Origin of the sequence: Streptomyces sp. ALB3 (assembly GCF_044385685.1) — a bacterium.
GTDB lineage: Bacteria > Actinomycetota > Actinomycetes > Streptomycetales > Streptomycetaceae > Streptomyces.
Genome location: NZ_JBISCE010000039.1, coordinates 101,191 through 116,745 on the forward strand (window position 1 = coordinate 101,191; position 15,555 = coordinate 116,745).

Annotated in this window: 16 protein-coding genes; 11 read left to right on the forward strand and 5 right to left on the reverse strand. The window is 72.0% G+C overall.

Going from position 1 to position 15,555, the window contains the following annotated elements; all coding sequences use genetic code 11:
• Positions 1 to 35: 35 nt before the first annotated feature.
• Together ACHFIV_RS25220 and ACHFIV_RS25225 are read right to left on the reverse strand one after the other, a co-directional pair.
• Positions 36 to 749, reverse strand: a complete 714-nt coding sequence (locus ACHFIV_RS25220; protein ID WP_398973264.1) for a permease prefix domain 1-containing protein — start codon at positions 747 to 749, stop codon at positions 36 to 38.
• Positions 746 to 1,087, reverse strand: coding sequence for a PadR family transcriptional regulator (locus ACHFIV_RS25225; protein WP_398973266.1), 342 nt, complete (start codon positions 1,085 to 1,087; stop codon positions 746 to 748). The genes ACHFIV_RS25220 and ACHFIV_RS25225 overlap by 4 nt, the downstream gene beginning before the upstream one ends.
• Before the next feature lie 87 nt (positions 1,088 to 1,174).
• Between ACHFIV_RS25225 and ACHFIV_RS25230 the strand changes: the two genes are divergently transcribed.
• The gene (locus ACHFIV_RS25230; RefSeq protein WP_398973268.1) at positions 1,175 to 1,654 is read left to right on the forward strand and encodes a DUF2269 family protein; all 480 of its coding nucleotides are present in this window, start codon (positions 1,175 to 1,177) and stop codon (positions 1,652 to 1,654) included.
• Between the two features lie 70 nt (positions 1,655 to 1,724).
• Here the strand turns inward: ACHFIV_RS25230 and ACHFIV_RS25235 are convergent, their stop codons facing one another.
• Complete coding sequence (locus ACHFIV_RS25235) at positions 1,725 to 2,393, reverse strand: pirin family protein (RefSeq protein ID WP_398973578.1); 669 nt, start codon at positions 2,391 to 2,393, stop codon at positions 1,725 to 1,727.
• An 80-nt stretch (positions 2,394 to 2,473) separates the two neighbouring features.
• Between ACHFIV_RS25235 and ACHFIV_RS25240 the strand changes: the two genes are divergently transcribed.
• The 5 genes from ACHFIV_RS25240 to fabF all read left to right on the forward strand — a co-directional run bounded on the left by ACHFIV_RS25240 (position 2,474) and on the right by fabF (position 7,376).
• Positions 2,474 to 3,673: a PucR family transcriptional regulator gene (locus tag ACHFIV_RS25240; protein WP_398973270.1), complete on the forward strand. Its 1,200-nt coding sequence runs from the start codon at positions 2,474 to 2,476 to the stop codon at positions 3,671 to 3,673.
• Positions 3,674 to 3,762: 89 nt separating this feature from the next.
• Positions 3,763 to 4,677: an ACP S-malonyltransferase gene (locus ACHFIV_RS25245; RefSeq protein ID WP_398973272.1), complete on the forward strand. Its 915-nt coding sequence runs from the start codon at positions 3,763 to 3,765 to the stop codon at positions 4,675 to 4,677.
• A gap of 13 nt (positions 4,678 to 4,690) precedes the next feature.
• Positions 4,691 to 5,722: a ketoacyl-ACP synthase III gene (locus ACHFIV_RS25250; RefSeq protein WP_398973275.1), complete on the forward strand. Its 1,032-nt coding sequence runs from the start codon at positions 4,691 to 4,693 to the stop codon at positions 5,720 to 5,722.
• Positions 5,723 to 5,785: 63 nt separating this feature from the next.
• Positions 5,786 to 6,034 carry an acyl carrier protein gene (locus ACHFIV_RS25255; RefSeq protein ID WP_014045780.1) on the forward strand — a complete coding sequence of 83 codons (249 nt, stop codon included), beginning with the start codon at positions 5,786 to 5,788 and terminating at the stop codon, positions 6,032 to 6,034.
• Positions 6,035 to 6,113: 79 nt separating this feature from the next.
• Positions 6,114 to 7,376, forward strand: coding sequence for a beta-ketoacyl-ACP synthase II (gene fabF / locus ACHFIV_RS25260; RefSeq protein WP_398973278.1), 1,263 nt, complete (start codon positions 6,114 to 6,116; stop codon positions 7,374 to 7,376).
• A gap of 155 nt (positions 7,377 to 7,531) precedes the next feature.
• On the opposite strand, the gene ACHFIV_RS25265 is transcribed toward fabF, so the two are convergent.
• Complete coding sequence (locus tag ACHFIV_RS25265; protein WP_398973280.1) at positions 7,532 to 8,026, reverse strand: DUF3145 domain-containing protein; 495 nt, start codon at positions 8,024 to 8,026, stop codon at positions 7,532 to 7,534.
• Positions 8,027 to 8,387: 361 nt separating this feature from the next.
• Between ACHFIV_RS25265 and ACHFIV_RS25270 the strand changes: the two genes are divergently transcribed.
• From ACHFIV_RS25270 to ACHFIV_RS25280, 3 genes are all read left to right on the forward strand, one after another.
• A complete protein-coding gene (locus tag ACHFIV_RS25270) occupies positions 8,388 to 9,287 on the forward strand; it encodes an SGNH/GDSL hydrolase family protein (protein ID WP_398973283.1) in 900 nt (299 codons plus the stop codon).
• An 11-nt stretch (positions 9,288 to 9,298) separates the two neighbouring features.
• A complete protein-coding gene (locus tag ACHFIV_RS25275; RefSeq protein WP_398973286.1) occupies positions 9,299 to 10,291 on the forward strand; it encodes an aldose epimerase family protein in 993 nt (330 codons plus the stop codon).
• A gap of 127 nt (positions 10,292 to 10,418) precedes the next feature.
• On the forward strand, positions 10,419 to 12,359 hold the full coding sequence (locus ACHFIV_RS25280) for a flavin monoamine oxidase family protein (protein ID WP_398973289.1): 1,941 nt from the start codon (positions 10,419 to 10,421) through the stop codon (positions 12,357 to 12,359).
• Positions 12,360 to 12,428: 69 nt separating this feature from the next.
• On the opposite strand, the gene ACHFIV_RS25285 is transcribed toward ACHFIV_RS25280, so the two are convergent.
• Complete coding sequence (locus ACHFIV_RS25285; protein WP_398973292.1) at positions 12,429 to 13,220, reverse strand: EI24 domain-containing protein; 792 nt, start codon at positions 13,218 to 13,220, stop codon at positions 12,429 to 12,431.
• A gap of 112 nt (positions 13,221 to 13,332) precedes the next feature.
• Between ACHFIV_RS25285 and ACHFIV_RS25290 the strand changes: the two genes are divergently transcribed.
• Together ACHFIV_RS25290 and ACHFIV_RS25295 are read left to right on the forward strand one after the other, a co-directional pair.
• Positions 13,333 to 14,487 carry a mandelate racemase/muconate lactonizing enzyme family protein gene (locus ACHFIV_RS25290; protein ID WP_398973295.1) on the forward strand — a complete coding sequence of 385 codons (1,155 nt, stop codon included), beginning with the start codon at positions 13,333 to 13,335 and terminating at the stop codon, positions 14,485 to 14,487.
• Positions 14,484 to 15,503, forward strand: a complete 1,020-nt coding sequence (locus ACHFIV_RS25295; RefSeq protein WP_398973297.1) for a zinc-binding dehydrogenase — start codon at positions 14,484 to 14,486, stop codon at positions 15,501 to 15,503. Before ACHFIV_RS25290 ends, ACHFIV_RS25295 begins: the two co-directional genes overlap by 4 nt.
• Positions 15,504 to 15,555 lie beyond the last annotated feature (52 nt).

Consider the following 15,555-nt stretch of genomic DNA (forward strand, 5'->3'; position numbering starts at 1 on the left):
GTCGCGGTCACCACCGAGCGGGCGAAGCCGGCCCCTCAGGTCCGGCTGCGTGTCCCGGCCCCTCCGAACCCCTGTCCCAGGGCCAGGCGGGCGCAGTGGCGGCTGGCGCGGGCCGAGGAGGCCACCAGGGCGTGCGAGGCGGCCGAGAGGGCGCCGGCCAGGGCGAGCAGCGGCCAGTCGGTGGTGAGAGCGGCTGAGGCGGCGAGCGCGAGCGTCGCGACCGCCATCGTCACACTGGTCGTCGTGCCGGCCCAGGCGACCACCAGGGGCAGCCGGTGCGGCGTGGGCAGCCTCCGGGCGAGTGCGCCGGTGGCGGCGAGGGCCGACGCGGCCAGCAGCGCGGCGACGATCGCGGCACCGGCCAGGTACACCGCCAGCGACTGGGCCGTACGCGGCAGTTGCCAGGCGGTGCCGGGGAGGCCGGACGTCCGGGCCAGATACCAGCAGGCGATCAGGAACGGCGCGGCGAGGACGACCGTGCGGGCCGTGTGCCGCGCCTGGGCGATGGTCAGTTCGCGCTGACAGGCCGGCGTGACCTCCTCCACGGTCCCGAACTCCCGCACCGCCAGGCGGGCGGCCTGCTCGTACGGTTTCCCCTCTTCGACGTGGGCCTCGGCCGTGCACGCGAGGCCGTCACGCAGTTCCTCGATCATGCGGGCCTTCTTCCCGCCGGGTCCGTGCAGGGCGGCCGTCAGGGCCGCCTCGTAGTCCGCGATGGGATCGGCCGCCGACGGGCCGGGGGCGTTCACGTGGTCAGCCCGGGCGGGGAGGAGGGGTTGAGGACGGAGCCGATCGCCTGGGTGAACTCGTCCCATGCCGTCCGCTCCCCCGCGAGCGTGCGCCGCCCCTCGTCGGTGAGCTCGTAACAGCGGCGGCGCCGTTCACCGGCGGACTCCCAGCTGCTGCTCAGCAGCCCGATCCGCTCCAGCCGGTTCAGAGCCGGATAGATGGTGCCCGTGCGCAGCTCGACCACGCCGCCGCTGCGGCGCTGCACGGCGGCGATGATCGCGTACCCGTGCAGCGGGCCCGGCTCCAGCACGGCAAGCAGCAGTCCGTCGAGGTGCCCTCGCACCGCATCCGCCTTCATGAGTAGGCAGCCTACCCAAAAGAGCCGTAGACAGGGTATGTATTGGCAGCCAACACATGTGTCTGTTCCGAGCAGGAGGCATCCGCAGTGACCAAGCTGCTGCTATCCATCCATGTCCTCGCGGCGATCGTGGCCGTCGGGTCGATCACCGTCGCCGCCTCGATGTTCCCGCGCTACGCGCTGCGGGCCCTGAGCGGCACGGAGAAGGACGGGCGGTCCGCCGGGGTCGCCGCGCTCCTGCACCGCGTCTGCTACGCCTACGCGCTCGGGGGCGTCGTCGTGCCCGTGTTCGGGATAGCGACCGGTGCCGCGCTCGGGGTGCTCACCGACGCCTGGCTGATCGTCTCGCTCGTCCTCACGGTGGCCGCCGCGGCCATCCTCGGGTTCGCCATCCTGCCCGGACAGCGGCGCCTGCTCGCCGAGGAAGAGGGCGGGGGCGCGCTCACGGAGGAGGCGGCGCGTCCCACCGCCGCCCGGCTGACCATGCTGACCGGCGTCTTCAACCTCGTCTGGGCCGTGGTCGTCGTCCTGATGATCGTCCGTCCCGGGTCCACCACGAGCGTGTGATCCGGTTCCACTCCCTGGGCCAGGCCGCGGGCCTTCGCCGCGCTCGGCGCCAGAGGGAGCCGTGTACCCGTCACACCGCGGCGAGCTCCCAGAGCAGCGTCTCGGCCGGCTCCAGCGCCTCGAGCTCCAGTCCGCGCGCCTCGGTGATCCGGGCCGAGTCGCCCGGCCCGAGCTCCTCGCCCGCGAGCCGCACACGGCCCCGCACGACATGGGCGTAGATCCCCGCCGCGTCCGGTACCGAGCTCCGCTCGCCCTCGGACTGCCGGCGCACGTGGAGCATCGCGCCGGCCTCGGGGAGGGGGTACGGGGTGGAGTCGGCGATCCCGGCGACGTGCGTGTAGGAGGGCTCGCCCCCGGGGCGCAGAGGGGCCAGCCACATCTGGATGAACATCAGCGGACGGTCGCCGTCGTTGCGCTCGGCGTGCCGCACCCCGGCGGCCGAGCTCAGGTGCTGGACGTCTCCGGGCCGTACGACGGTGGTGTGCGAGGCCGAGTCGTGGTGGGTGAGTTCGCCCCGCACGACCCAGGTGACGATCTCGGTGTGGCTGTGCGGATGCTCGTCGAAGCCCGCGCCCGGCGCGAGGCGTTCCTCGTTGCAGGCCAGGATCGGCCCGAAGCGGAGATTGTCCGGGTCGTAGAACCGTCCGAAGGAGAACGCGTGCAGCGTCTCGATGCCCGCGGAGTCACCCGTGGCCGGGTCTCCGCCGCGGAAGCGGTCCCCGGAGCGGCGTACGTCCATCACGCCCCCAAGGTATCCCCGCCGGCCGGCCTTCCGCCCCACCCCTCCGGGCACCTGTCCCGATAAGGCAGTCTTGTGTCGTGCCCCGACCCGATCCTGAGCAGCCCGCCCCGCATGACGCCCACCTCCACACCGCGACGCTGAAACGGCTGGAGCAGTCCTCCGGCCGGCTGGCCGCCGACGCCATCGCCCGCATGGACGAGACGCTGCCGTGGTACAGGGCGATGCCACCGGAGAACCGGTCCTGGATCGGCCTGGTCGCCCAGGCCGGTATCGCCGCGTTCACCGAGTGGTTCCGGCACCCGGAGACACCGCAGGCGATCTCCACCGACGTGTTCGGCACCGCCCCGCGCGAGCTGACCCGGGCGATCACCCTCCGGCAGACCGTCGAGATGGTGCGCACGACGATCGAGGTCATGGAGACCGCGATCGAGGAGGTCGCCGCCCCCGGCGACGAGTCGGTCCTGCGCGAGGCACTGCTCGTCTACGCGCGCGAGATCGCGTTCGCGACCGCGCAGGTGTACGCGCAGGCCGCCGAGGCCCGCGGCGCGTGGGACGCCCGGCTGGAGTCGCTCGTCGTGAACGCGGTGCTGTCCGGCGAGGCGGACGAGGGCGCCGTGTCCCGGGCCGCCGCGCTCGGCTGGAACTCCCCCGAGCACGTGTGCGTCGTCCTCGGCACCGCTCCCGACGGTGACAGCGAGCTCACCGTGGAGGCCATCCGGCGGGCGGCGAGGCACGCCAAGCTCCAGGTCCTGACCGGGGTACTCGGACACCGCCTGGTCGTGATCGCCGGAGGCAGCGACAACCCCCTCAACGTGGCGAAGTCGCTGATCGGCCCGTACGCGGCCGGTCCGGTCGTCGCCGGTCCCGTGGTGCCCGACCTCCTCGCGGCCACCCGGTCCGCGCAGGCCGCCGCAGCGGGTCTGAAGGCCTGCTCGGCGTGGCAGGACGCTCCGAGGCCCGTCCTGTCGGACGATCTCCTTCCTGAGCGTGCGATGGCCGGAGACCCGGCCGCGCGCGATCAACTGGTGGAGGAGATCTACAGACCGCTCGAAGAAGCGGGTTCAGCACTTCTGGAGACGCTGAGTGTCTATCTGGAGCAGGCGAGCAGTCTTGAGGGCGCGGCACGCATGTTGTTCGTGCACCCCAATACCGTGCGCTACCGGCTGCGACGTGTGACCGACGTCACCGGTTGGTCACCCTCCGATGTCCGTTCCGCGTTCACTCTGCGGATCGCCCTCATCCTGGGGCGCTTGGCCGCCGGGGACACTCAGTCCTAGACTTTTGTCGAACTTCAACAATTCCCCTGACGGTTCTTCGTCCCTGTCCCCACGGGCGTCCGGGGCCGTCCACAAGAGAGAGTGTGAGGGTGCTCGTACTCGTCGCTCCCGGCCAAGGCGCTCAGACGCCCGGCTTCCTGACTCCCTGGCTCGAACTCCCCGGTGCCGCCGACCGCATCGCGGGATGGTCGGACGCCATCGGGCTCGACCTTGCCCACTACGGCACGAAGGCCGACGCGGACGAGATCCGCGACACGGCGGTGGCTCAGCCGCTGCTGGTTGCCGCGGGTCTGCTGTCCGCCGCCGCCCTGGACGCCTCGCCCGGTGTCGTCGCCGGACACAGCGTCGGTGAGATCACCGCCGCCGCGCTGGCCGGCGTCATCGACGACGAGGCCGCGCTCCGTTTCGTGCGCACCCGGGGGCTCGGCATGGCCGAGGCCGCCGCGGCGACCGAGACGGGCATGGCCGCTCTCCTCGGCGGGGACCCGGAGGTCACCGTCCCGCACCTGGAGAAGCTGGGGCTCACCCCGGCCAACGTCAACGGCGCCGGACAGATCGTCGCCGCGGGCACCGCGGCCCAGATCGCCGCGCTGACCGAGGACAAGCCCGAAGGCGTACGCCGCGTGGTGCCGCTCAAGGTGGCCGGCGCGTTCCACACGCTCCACATGGCTCCGGCCGTGGACCAGCTGCGTGCCGCCGCCGCCACCCTGACGGTCACCGACCCGAAGGTGACGTACGTGTCGAACGCGGACGGGAAGACGGTCGCCACCGGCGACGAGGTCATCTCGCGGATCGTCGGCCAGGTCGCCAACCCGGTCCGCTGGGACCTGTGCATGGAGACCTTCGCCGAGCTCGGTGTCACGGCCCTCATCGAGGCGTCGCCGGGTGGGACCCTGGTGGGGCTCGCCAAGCGCGCGCTGCCCGGTGTGAAGACCCTCGCGCTCAAGACCCCCGACGACCTCGACGCGGCCCGCGCGCTCATCTCCGAGCACGCAGGCGCCTAAGGAGCCCGAGAGCATGTCGAAGATCAAGCCCAGCAAGGGCGCCCCGTACGCACGGATCATGGGTGTGGGCGGCTACCGTCCGACCCGTGTCGTGCCCAACGAGGTGATCCTCGAGACGATCGACTCGTCCGACGAGTGGATCCGCTCCCGCTCCGGTATCGCCACCCGCCACTGGGCCTCCGACGAGGAGACCGTGTCCATGATGTCCGTGGAGGCCTCGGGCAAGGCGATCGCGGACGCCGGGATCACTCCCTCGCAGATCGGCGGAGTGATCGTCTCCACCGTCTCGCACTTCAAGCAGACCCCGGCCGTCGCGACCGACATCGCGCACAGGATCGGCGCCGGCAAGCCCGCCGCCTTCGACATCTCGGCCGGCTGCGCGGGCTTCGGCTACGGCCTCACGCTCGCCAAGGGCATGATCGTCGAGGGCTCGGCGGAGTACGTCCTCGTCATCGGCGTCGAGCGGCTCAGCGACCTCACCGACCTGGAGGACCGCGCGACGGCCTTCCTGTTCGGTGACGGCGCGGGCGCGGTCGTCGTCGGGCCGTCCCAGGAGCCGGCCATCGGCCCGACCGTCTGGGGCTCCGAGGGCGACAAGTCCGAGACGATCAAGCAGACCGTCGCGTGGAACGACTTCCACATCGGCGACGTCTCGAACCTCCCGCTCAACGAACGGGGCGAGGTCAAGTTCCCGGCCATCACCCAGGAGGGCCAGGCGGTCTTCCGCTGGGCCGTCTTCGAGATGGCGAAGGTCGCCCAGCAGGCGCTGGAAGCGGCCGGGATCTCCCCGGAGGACCTGGATGTCTTCATTCCGCACCAGGCGAACATGCGGATCATCGACTCGATGGTGAAGACGCTCAAGCTGCCGGAGCACGTCACGGTCGCCCGTGACGTGGAAACCACCGGCAACACGTCGGCCGCCTCGATCCCGCTCGCGATGGAGCGGCTTCTGGCGACCGGTCAGGCCAAGAGCGGCGACACGGCGCTCATCATCGGCTTCGGGGCGGGTCTCGTCTACGCCGCGACGGTCGTTACCCTCCCCTAGGCACACCGGACCTTTCGGTCCGCACGCCCGAACCCTGCAGAAACATATCGAAGGAGCGCCAACATGGCCGCCACTCAGGAAGAGATCGTCACCGGTCTCGCCGAGATCGTCAACGAGATCGCCGGTATCCCGGTCGAGGACGTCCAGCTGGACAAGTCCTTCACCGACGACCTGGACGTCGACTCGCTGTCCATGGTCGAGGTCGTCGTCGCCGCCGAGGAGCGCTTCGACGTCAAGATCCCCGACGAGGACGTCAAGAACCTCAAGACGGTCGGCGACGCCGCCGACTACATCCTGAAGCACCAGGGCTGACCCCAGCCCGTCCCGTGTGTCGCCACCCGGCGGTGGCGCCGCTGATTCACGACCCTCTACACGTGGAGAAGATTTTCCAGTGAGCCCGACCAATCGCACCGTGGTCGTCACCGGTATCGGCGCAACCACTCCGCTGGGTGGCGACTCCGCATCGACCTGGGAAGGTCTGATGGCCGGCCGGTCCGGCGTCAAGCCTCTCGAGGGCGAACGTTTCGCCGAACTGCCCGTCCGGATCGCCGCCCTCGCGGCCGTCGACCCCGGCGAGGTACTGCCCCGTCCGCTCGCACGCAAGCTGGACCGTTCGGCGCAGTTCGCGCTGATCGCGGCCCGCGAGGCGTGGGCGGACGCGGGCTTCACCGGCAAGGCCGGTGAGGACGAGAAGATCCAGCCCGAGCGCCTGGGTTCGGTCATCGCCTCCGGCATCGGCGGCGTGATCACCCTGCTCGACCAGTACGACGTGCTGAAGGAGAAGGGCGTACGCCGCGTCTCCCCGCACACCGTCCCCATGCTCATGCCCAACGGGCCCGCGGCCAACGTCGGCCTCGAGGTCAACGCCCAGGCCGGTGTCCACACCCCGGTCTCCGCCTGCGCGTCGGGCGCCGAGGCCATCGGTTACGCCGTCGAGATGATCCGCACCGGCCGCGCCGACGTGGTCGTCGCCGGTGGCACCGAGGCCGCCATCCACCCGCTCCCGATCGCGGCCTTCGCCAACATGATGGCGATGTCGAAGAGCAACGACGAGCCCGAGAAGGCCTCGCGCCCCTACGACACCGCCCGTGACGGCTTCGTGCTCGGTGAGGGTGCCGGCGTCGTGATCCTGGAGTCCGCGGAGCACGCGGCCGCGCGGGGCGCCAGGGTCTACTGCGAGGTGCTGGGCCAGGGCCTGTCCGCCGACGCCCACCACATCGCACAGCCGGAGCCCACCGGGCGCGGCATCGCCGCGGCGATGCAGAACCTGCTGGACTCCACGGACCTGAAGCCGTCGGAGGTGGTGCACCTGAACGCGCACGCCACGTCCACGCCGCAGGGTGACGTCGCGGAGATCAAGGCGCTGCGCGCGGTGCTGGGCGACGACCTCGACCACGTCGCGATCTCCGCCACGAAGTCCATGACGGGTCACCTGCTGGGTGGCGCGGGCGGTATCGAGACCGTGGCGACCGTGCTGGCGCTGCACCACCGGACCGCGCCGCCCACCATCAACGTCGACGACCTCGACGAGGCGGTCGACGCGGACGTCGTGCGCGGTGAACCGCGGGCGCTGCCGGAGGGGACGATCGCCGCGATCAACAACTCGTTCGGCTTCGGCGGCCACAACGTGGTGCTGGCGTTCCGTTCGGTCTGACCCGCCCGGCCCTGTCGCGAGGCCCGCTTCCCCCGTCGGGAGGCGGGCCTCGCGCATGTGCGCGCCGTCGCGGGGGGGGGCGCCGCACGGGCGGGGCCGGGGGCCAAACGTTTCTGCCGGACCGTCGACCGGGGCCGGGGCAGGGGCTGCCCCCGTCACACCACCTGGTGCAGCCACCGCACGGGGGCACCCTCGCCCGCGTGGCGGAAGGACTCCAGCTCGTCGTCCCACGGCTTGCCCAGGAGTTTGGCGACCTCGGCCTCCAGGTCCGTCTCACCGCGCAGGGACCGCGCCAGCGCCGCCCGCAGCCGGTCCTCCGGGACCAGGATGTCGCCGTGCATGCCGGTGACGGCGTGGAAGATGCCGAGCCCGGGCGTGGAGCTGTAGCGCTCGCCCTCCGCCGTGGGGCAGGGCTCCGCCGTCACCTCGAAGCGCAGCAGGTCCCAGCCGCGGAGGGCCGAAGCCAGCTCCGAGGCCGTACCCGCACGGCCCTTCCAGGAGAACTCGGACCGCCAGGTGCCGGGCGCGGCCGGTTGTCTGATCCAGTCCAGCTGGACCCGCACACCGAGCACGCCCCCCACCGCCCATTCGACGTGCGGGCACAGCGCGCGCGGTGCGGAGTGGACGTAAAGGACTCCACGTGTCGTCACCGGGACCTCCAGTGTGGGACGAGGTTCGCCTTCCCCAGCGGCCTCGCGCCCGTACCGCCTCTTCCCGGCCGGCTCCCGAGGTTGTCATCAGTAAACAGCATCGGGAGTGAATCTCCTGAAAAGGGACAGTATGTGACGTGAGCTAACTTACCGGACCCGCCGATTCGTGCGCGGACCCGTCGGGCGCCACTGGTCCGACGGGGAAAAGCTACCGTGCGCCGGGGCCGGGTGTGTGACGTACCGTCGGTCCCGGGCCCTTGATCGGTCCAGCATTCACCCGCGAGGGCGCGAGGGCCCCCACCTGGGGCTGTCCGGGTGTGCCACGGGCACAATCACCCGTGTGACCGGAGGGGAAACAGGTATGCCTGAGCGTTCGTCACGCCGTCGTGTCCGGGGAGCCGCGACCACTCTGACGGCGGTCGCGCTCGTCGGTGCGTCCGTGCTGACGGGCTGCACCTCCGACGGAGGCACGTCGGGCGCGCCGAGCCCTTCCCCCTCCCCTACGGCGGTGTGGGACGTGAGCCCCGGTTCCGTCGCGGCCGTCGGGGACTCGATCACCCGGGGCTTCGACGCCTGCGCGGTGCTGGCCGACTGTCCGGAGGTGTCCTGGGCGACCGGCACCGACGGCGGGGTGAAGAGCCTGGCCGTCCGGCTCCTGGGTGCCTCGAAGGCCGCCTCGCACAGCTGGAACCACGCCGTCTCGGGCGCCAGGATGGCCCAGCTGCCGGAGCAGATGGCGCTGGCGGCACAGGAGGAGCCCGAGCTGGTCACGGTGATGATCGGCGCGAACGACGCCTGCCGGGACTCGGTGGCGCTCATGACCCCGGTGGCCGATTTCCGTGCCTCCTTCGAGGCGTCGATGGGGCGGTTGCGTGCCACGGCCCCGAAGGCGCAGGTGTACGTGTCGAGCGTGCCGGACCTCAAGCGGCTCTGGTCGACCGGGCGCGAGAACCCGCTGGGCAAGCAGATCTGGAAGCTGGGGATCTGCCGGTCCATGCTGGGGGACGCCGACGACATGGGTGCGGCGGCCGTCGCGCGCCGCGACGCGGTGCGGGACAGGGTGGTCGCGTACAACGGGGTGCTGCGGGACGTCTGCGCGCGGGACGAGCGCTGCCGCTACGACGGCGGGGCGGTGTTCGACTACCGGTTCACCGGCGAGCAGCTCAGTGAGTGGGACTGGTTCCATCCGGGCCGCAACGGTCAGGCCAGGCTGGCGGAGATCGCCTACCGGGAGGTCACGGCGGCCGGGCCCTCCGCGTAGAGTTCTTGATCGTGACGACGGGCGCAGCGGTACACGGCGAAGACTTCTCCACGCTCGGCGACGGCACCGCCGTCCGGCGCTGGACCCTGGAGCGCGGGGGCACCCGGGTGCGGGTGCTGACGTACGGGGCGGTGGTGCAGTCCGTCGTGGTGCCCGGCAGGGACGGCACCCGGGCCGAGGTGGCCCTGGGGCTGCCGGACCTGAAGGGGTACGAGACGCACACCAGCCCCTACTTCGGCGCCGTGGTCGGGCGGTACGCGAACCGGATCGCGGGTGGGTCGTTCGTCCTGGACGGGCGCACGCACCGGGTGACGCGCAACGAGGGCCGCAACACGCTGCACGGCGGTGAGCGGGGCTTCGACAAGCGGGTGTGGGACGCGGAGGAGGTGCCGGACGGCGTCCGGCTCTCCCTGGTCGCCGAGGACGGCGAGGAGGGCTTCCCGGGGCGGCTGGCGGTGTCGGTGACGTACACCCTGGACGAGGACGGCGCGCTGCGGATCGCCTACCGGGCGACGACGGACGCGCCGACCGTGGTGAACCTGACGAACCACACGTACTGGAACCCGGCCGGTGCGGAGAGCGGAAGCGCGCTCGGGCAGGAACTGCGGCTCGCCGCCGGGTACATCACTCCCGGCGACGAGGAGTCGATCCCCACGGGGGAGCTCCTGCCGGTGGAGGGGACGCGTTTCGACTTCCGGGAGCCGAAGCCGGTGGGTCCCGGCTTCGACACCAACTACGTGCTGGAGGAGACCGGCGGCGAGCCGGTCGCCGAGCTGTACGACCCCGCGTCGGGCCGTGTCCTGACCGTCCGCACGACGGAACCGGGGCTCCAGCTGTACACCGCCGACCACTTCGGCGGTGATCCCTTCGCACCGTGCGCGGGGATCGCGCTGGAGACGCAGCACTTCCCGGACGCGCCGAACCACCCGGGGTTCCCGAGCACGGTGCTGCGGCCGGGCGAGGAGTTCACCTCCACGACCGTCTACGGCTTCTCCGTGCGCTGAGTCCCTCAACTCCCCCTGTTCCGGACCGTGTCAACACCGGACGGACATGATCACCAGTGGGTGAATCAGGGCGCCGGGGGCGCGTTGACGACGGTCACGGGCGGCTCCGCGCAGCAGGGTGATCACCATGACTCCACCTGTTGACGACTCGTCGTCCGCCCTGCCGTCCCGGCGCTCGCTGCTCGCGGGCGCCACGGCCGGTGCCGCGGCCCTCGCCGTCTCCCCGGCCGCCCCGTCCGCCGCCGCCTCCGCAGCCCCGGCCTCCCGGGCCGCCGCCGCGCCGGGGGCGGCGGCGGGCGCCGGCCGGGAGGCCTGCCTCACCGTCGCCCGCGCCATCCTCGTGCGCGACGCCGACGACCGTGACCTGGTACCCCGTTACCGTGAGGTCCTGCTGGGGAAGGGCCTGCCCCGCACCCGGGCCGCACGCAGGAAGGTGCTGGTCGTGGGCGCGGGGCCGGCCGGGCTGACCGCGGCGCGGCTCCTGCGGGACGCCGGTCACGAGGTCACCGTGATCGAGGCCAACGGCAACCGGGTCGGCGGCCGCATCAAGACCTTCCGGGCCGGTGGTCACGAGCGGGCCGAGCCGCCCTTCGCCGACCCCAAGCAGTACGCCGAGGCCGGCGCGATGCGCATCCCGGACAGCCATCCCCTGGTCACCGGACTGATGGCCCACCTCGGGCTGAAGACCCGCCGCTTCCACCTGGTCGACGTGGACGGCGAGGGGCGTCCCGCCAACCGCACCTGGATCCACGTCAACGGCGTGCGGACGCGCCGTGCCGACTACGCCGCGAAGCCGCAGGCCGTCAACCGCTCCTTCGGCGTTCCCGCGGCCTACGAGAACACCCCCGCCTCGCAGATCGTGCGGGAGGCGTTCGCCCCCGTGCGCGCGGAGATCGAGGGCAAGGAGGGTACGGCGCTGGTCGAGGGCTGGGCGACCGTGCTGCAGCGGTACGGACACTGGTCGATGTACCGGTACCTGACGGAGGCGGCCGGGCTCGACGAGCGCACCGTCGACCTCATCGGCACCGTGGAGAACATGACGTCACGGCTCCACCTCGCGTTCCTGCACAGCTTCATCGGGGCGTCCCTGATCAGCCCGGCCACCTCGTTCTTCGAACTGCCCGACGGCACCGCGACCCTGGCCGACGCGATGTACGCCCAGGTGAAGGACCTGGTGCGCCTGGACCGCCGGGCCACCCGCATCAGCCACACCAAGGACACGGTGAGGGTCGAGACGGTCTCCGAGGGCCGGCGTGGCCCCGTCGTCCGGGAGACCTACACCGGCGACCGGGCGATCATCACCGTGCCCTTCTCCGGGCTGCGGCACATCCCCGTGACGCCCGCGCTGTCCTACGGCAAACGGCGGGCGATCACCGAGGTCCACTACGACGCGGCGACGAAGGTGCTCCTCGAATTCAGCCGCCGCTGGTGGGAGTTCGACGAGGCCGACTGGAAGCGGGAGCTGGAGGCCGTGCGCCCGGGGCTGTACGACGCCTACCGGCTGGGCAGGGCTCCGGCCGACGGCTCGCTCCTGGGCGCGCACCCCTCCGTACCGCGCGGCCACATCCCGCCCGGCCAGCGGGTGCACTACGCGGCCTGCCGGGCGACCGCCCGCAACCAGCCGGAGGCGGCACACGTCATCGGCGGCGGCTCGGTGACGGACAACGCCAACCGGTTCATGTACCAGCCCTCGCACCCCGTGGAGGGCTGTGCGGGCGGAGTGATGCTCGCCTCGTACAGCTGGGCCGACGACGCGCTGAAGTGGGACTCGCTGGACGACGACGAGCGCTACCCGCGCACCCTGGGCGGGGTGCAGGACGTGTACGGGCAGCGCGTCGAGGTGTTCTACACGGGCGTGGGCCGCACCCAGTCCTGGATGCGTGACCCCTACGCGTACGGCGAGGCCTCGGTGCTCCTGCCCGGTCAGCACACCGAGCTGTTCCCCGACGTACGCACCCCCGAGGGGCCGCTGCACTTCGCCGGCTGCCACACGTCCGTCAAGCCGGCCTGGATCGAGGGCGCCCTGGAGTCGGCGGTCCGGACGGCGCTGGAGGTCCACGGCGCCTGACGGGCGGCAGGCCCCGGACCGGCCGGTCCGGGGCCTGCTCGCGACCGCGCCGGGAGGGCGGTGCGCCCCTCAGTCCTTGTGCAGGGTGTAGGGCGACGCGGGGGCCGGCACCGGCCCTGCGGCGGGCGCCGCCGTGAGCTCCCTGGCCAGCAGCGTGGCCCCGGCGACGGCGCCCGGCATCAGGAACACGGCGACGAAGGGGACGACGAAGGCGAGTGCGAGCGGGACACCGAAGCCCAGGACCATCATGCGGCGGCCCCGCAGCAGCGTGAGCCGGTCCTTGAGGACCATGCCGCGGCGCTGGAGGGCGACGGAGGTGAGTTCCTCCGAGAGGAAGTACCCGGAGACGCAGAAGCCGAGGACGGGGACCACGGTCTGCCCGACGACGGGGACGAAGCCGAGGGCGAAGAGCAGTACCCCGTACAGCGCGACGCGCAGCAGGACGCGGACCGAGTCGCGTGCGGAGATCCACAGCTCGCGCCAGAGCGGCAGGCCCGACCCGGGCACCTCGCCGCCCTCGGTGCGGTCGACCTCCTCGGAGAGCGACTCGTAGAACGGCTGGCCCACCAGCAGGGTCACCGCGGTGAAGGTGATCACCGCGAGGAACGTGCCGAGCACGAAGACCAGGACGACCAGGGTGGTGCGCAGGAGTCCCGCCCAGGGCGAGGACCAGTCGTCGGCGAACGGGGTCGCCCAGGCGACGAAGTCGTCGGCGCCGTAGCCCAGTCCGACCAGCGCGCCCGCGTAGACGACCAGGGTGACGAGCGCGGGCAGCAGTCCGAAGCCGAACCACCGGCCGTGGCCGAAGGCCCAGCGCTGGCCCTTGATCAAGTAACCGAAACCCGCCCCGAGATCACTCATGGGCGTCAGCGTACTTGCGCGGACCATTGACACTTCCCCTGACCCGTCATTACCGTCACGCCAGCATTTCGAACGAGCGACGAAATACCGAACACGTTGAGAGGCAACACACGTGCGCATCACCGGAATCAGCACGCATGTCGTCGGCACGCCGTGGCGCAACCTCACCTACGTCCAGGTTCACACCGATGAGGGCCTCACCGGTGTGGGCGAGACGCGGATGCTGGGCCGCACGGACGCGCTCCTCGGCTACCTGCGGGAGGCGTCGGCCAACCACGTCACCGGCTCCGACCCGTTCGCGATCGAGGACCTCGTCCGCCGCATGAAGTACGGCGACTACGGGCGGGCCGGGGAGATCGTGATGTCCGGCATCGCGGTCATCGAGATGGCCTGCTGGGACATCAAGGGCAAGGCGCTCGGTGTCCCCGTCTGGCAGCTGCTCGGCGGGAAGGTCACCGACCGGGTCAAGGCCTACGCCAACGGCTGGTACACCACGGAACGCACCCCGGAGGCCTACCACAAGGCCGCGCAGGGAGTGGTCGAGCGCGGCTACCGGGCGCTGAAGATCGACCCCTTCGGTACGGGGCACTTCGAGCTGGGCCAGGAGGAGACCCGCTACGCGGTCTCCCTCATCGAGGCCGTGCGGGACGCCATCGGCCCCGACACCGAGCTGATGCTGGAGATGCACGGCCGGTTCAGCCCGTCGACCGCGGTGCGGATCGCCCGCGAGATGGCGCCGTTCAGGCCCGCCTGGCTGGAGGAGCCGGTGCCCCCGGAGAACCTCAAGGCCCTGAGCAAGGTCGCGGAGAAGGTCGACCTGCCGATCGCGACCGGTGAACGCATCCACGACAGGATCGAGTTCCGCGAGCTCTTCGAGTCGCAGGCCGTCGACATCATCCAGCCGGACGTCGGCCACATCGGCGGCATCCTGGAGACCCGCAAGCTGGCGGCGACCGCGGAGACCCACTACACGCTGATCGCCCCGCACAACGTGGGCGGCTCGGTGCTGACCGCGGCCAGCCTCCAGGTCGCGGGCTGCACCCCCAACTTCAAGATCCTGGAACACTTCAACGACTTCGCGGACGCGGACATCAAGAAGGTCGTCAAGGGCGCTCCGGCCGTCGACCCCGAAACCGGCTGCTTCGAGCTCTCCCACGCGCCGGGTCTCGGGGTCGAGCTGGACGTGGACGCGGCGGCGGAGTTCCCGCAGCAGCAGGCACGGTTCGACCTGTGGGCGGACGGCTGGGAGAAGAGGCAGCCCAAGTGACCTCCCTCTCGCGTTCGTTGACCGTCGACCGGCCGGGCAGTCACCGGCTGGCCGAGGGCCCGCTCCCGCAGCCGGGCCCCGGAGAGGTCAGGGTGCGGGTCGCCGCCGCCGGGATCTGCATGAGCGACCGCGAGGTGTACGACGGCCACCGCGATCCCGCCTACGTGCGCTACCCGGTGGTGCCGGGCCACGAGTGGTCGGGGACCGTCGACGCGGTGGGCGAGGGCGTCGATCCCGCGCTGACCGGCCGCCGCACGGTCGCCGAGGGCTTCCGGGCGTGCGGGCGCTGCGAGCGGTGCCGCCACGGGGAGACCTCCCTGTGCACGGCCGGGTACGACGAGACGGGTTTCACCCGGCCCGGCGCGTTCGCCGACCACCTCGTGGTCCCGGCGCGGCTGCTGCACCCGCTGGCCGACGACGCCGACCTGCGGGCGGCGGCGCTGCTGGAGCCGGCCGCGGTGATCGCGGCGGCGGTGCGGGCCGGGGCGCCCGAGCCGGGCGAGCGGATCGCCGTCCTGGGAGCGGGCACGCTCGGCCTGCTCGCGGTGCAGCTGCTGGCGGCGGTGTCGCCGGCGGAGCTCACCGTGATCGACCCGAGGCAGGAACGCGCCTCTCTGGCACTGGACTTCGGGGCGGGTGAGGCCCGTGTACCCGAGGAGGCCGAGGAGGTGCGGGGCCGCTACGACCTGGTCGTGGAGACGGCCGGAGCGCCCTCCACCGCTGCTGACGCGTGCCTGCTGGCGCGTCGCGGCGGCCGGGTGGTGCTGACCGGGATGTTCACCCCGGGTGCCGTGGGCATCGACCCGGTGCACCTGTCGCTGAGCCAGCTCACCGTGCGCAGCGTCTTCGGCGCGCCGTCGGCGGCCTGGTCCTACGCGGTGCGGGCTTTCACGGCCGGGCTGCTCGACCCGGCGCCTCTGATCACCCACGAGTTCCCTCTGGAGAGGTTCGCCGAGGCCGTGGCGCTGGTGGGATCCGGGGATCCGGAGACCGGGAAGGTGCTGTTGCGGCCGTGACGGGCCCGCCCTGATCCGTGCGCCGGTACGGCGGCGTCCTGACCGCCTCCGT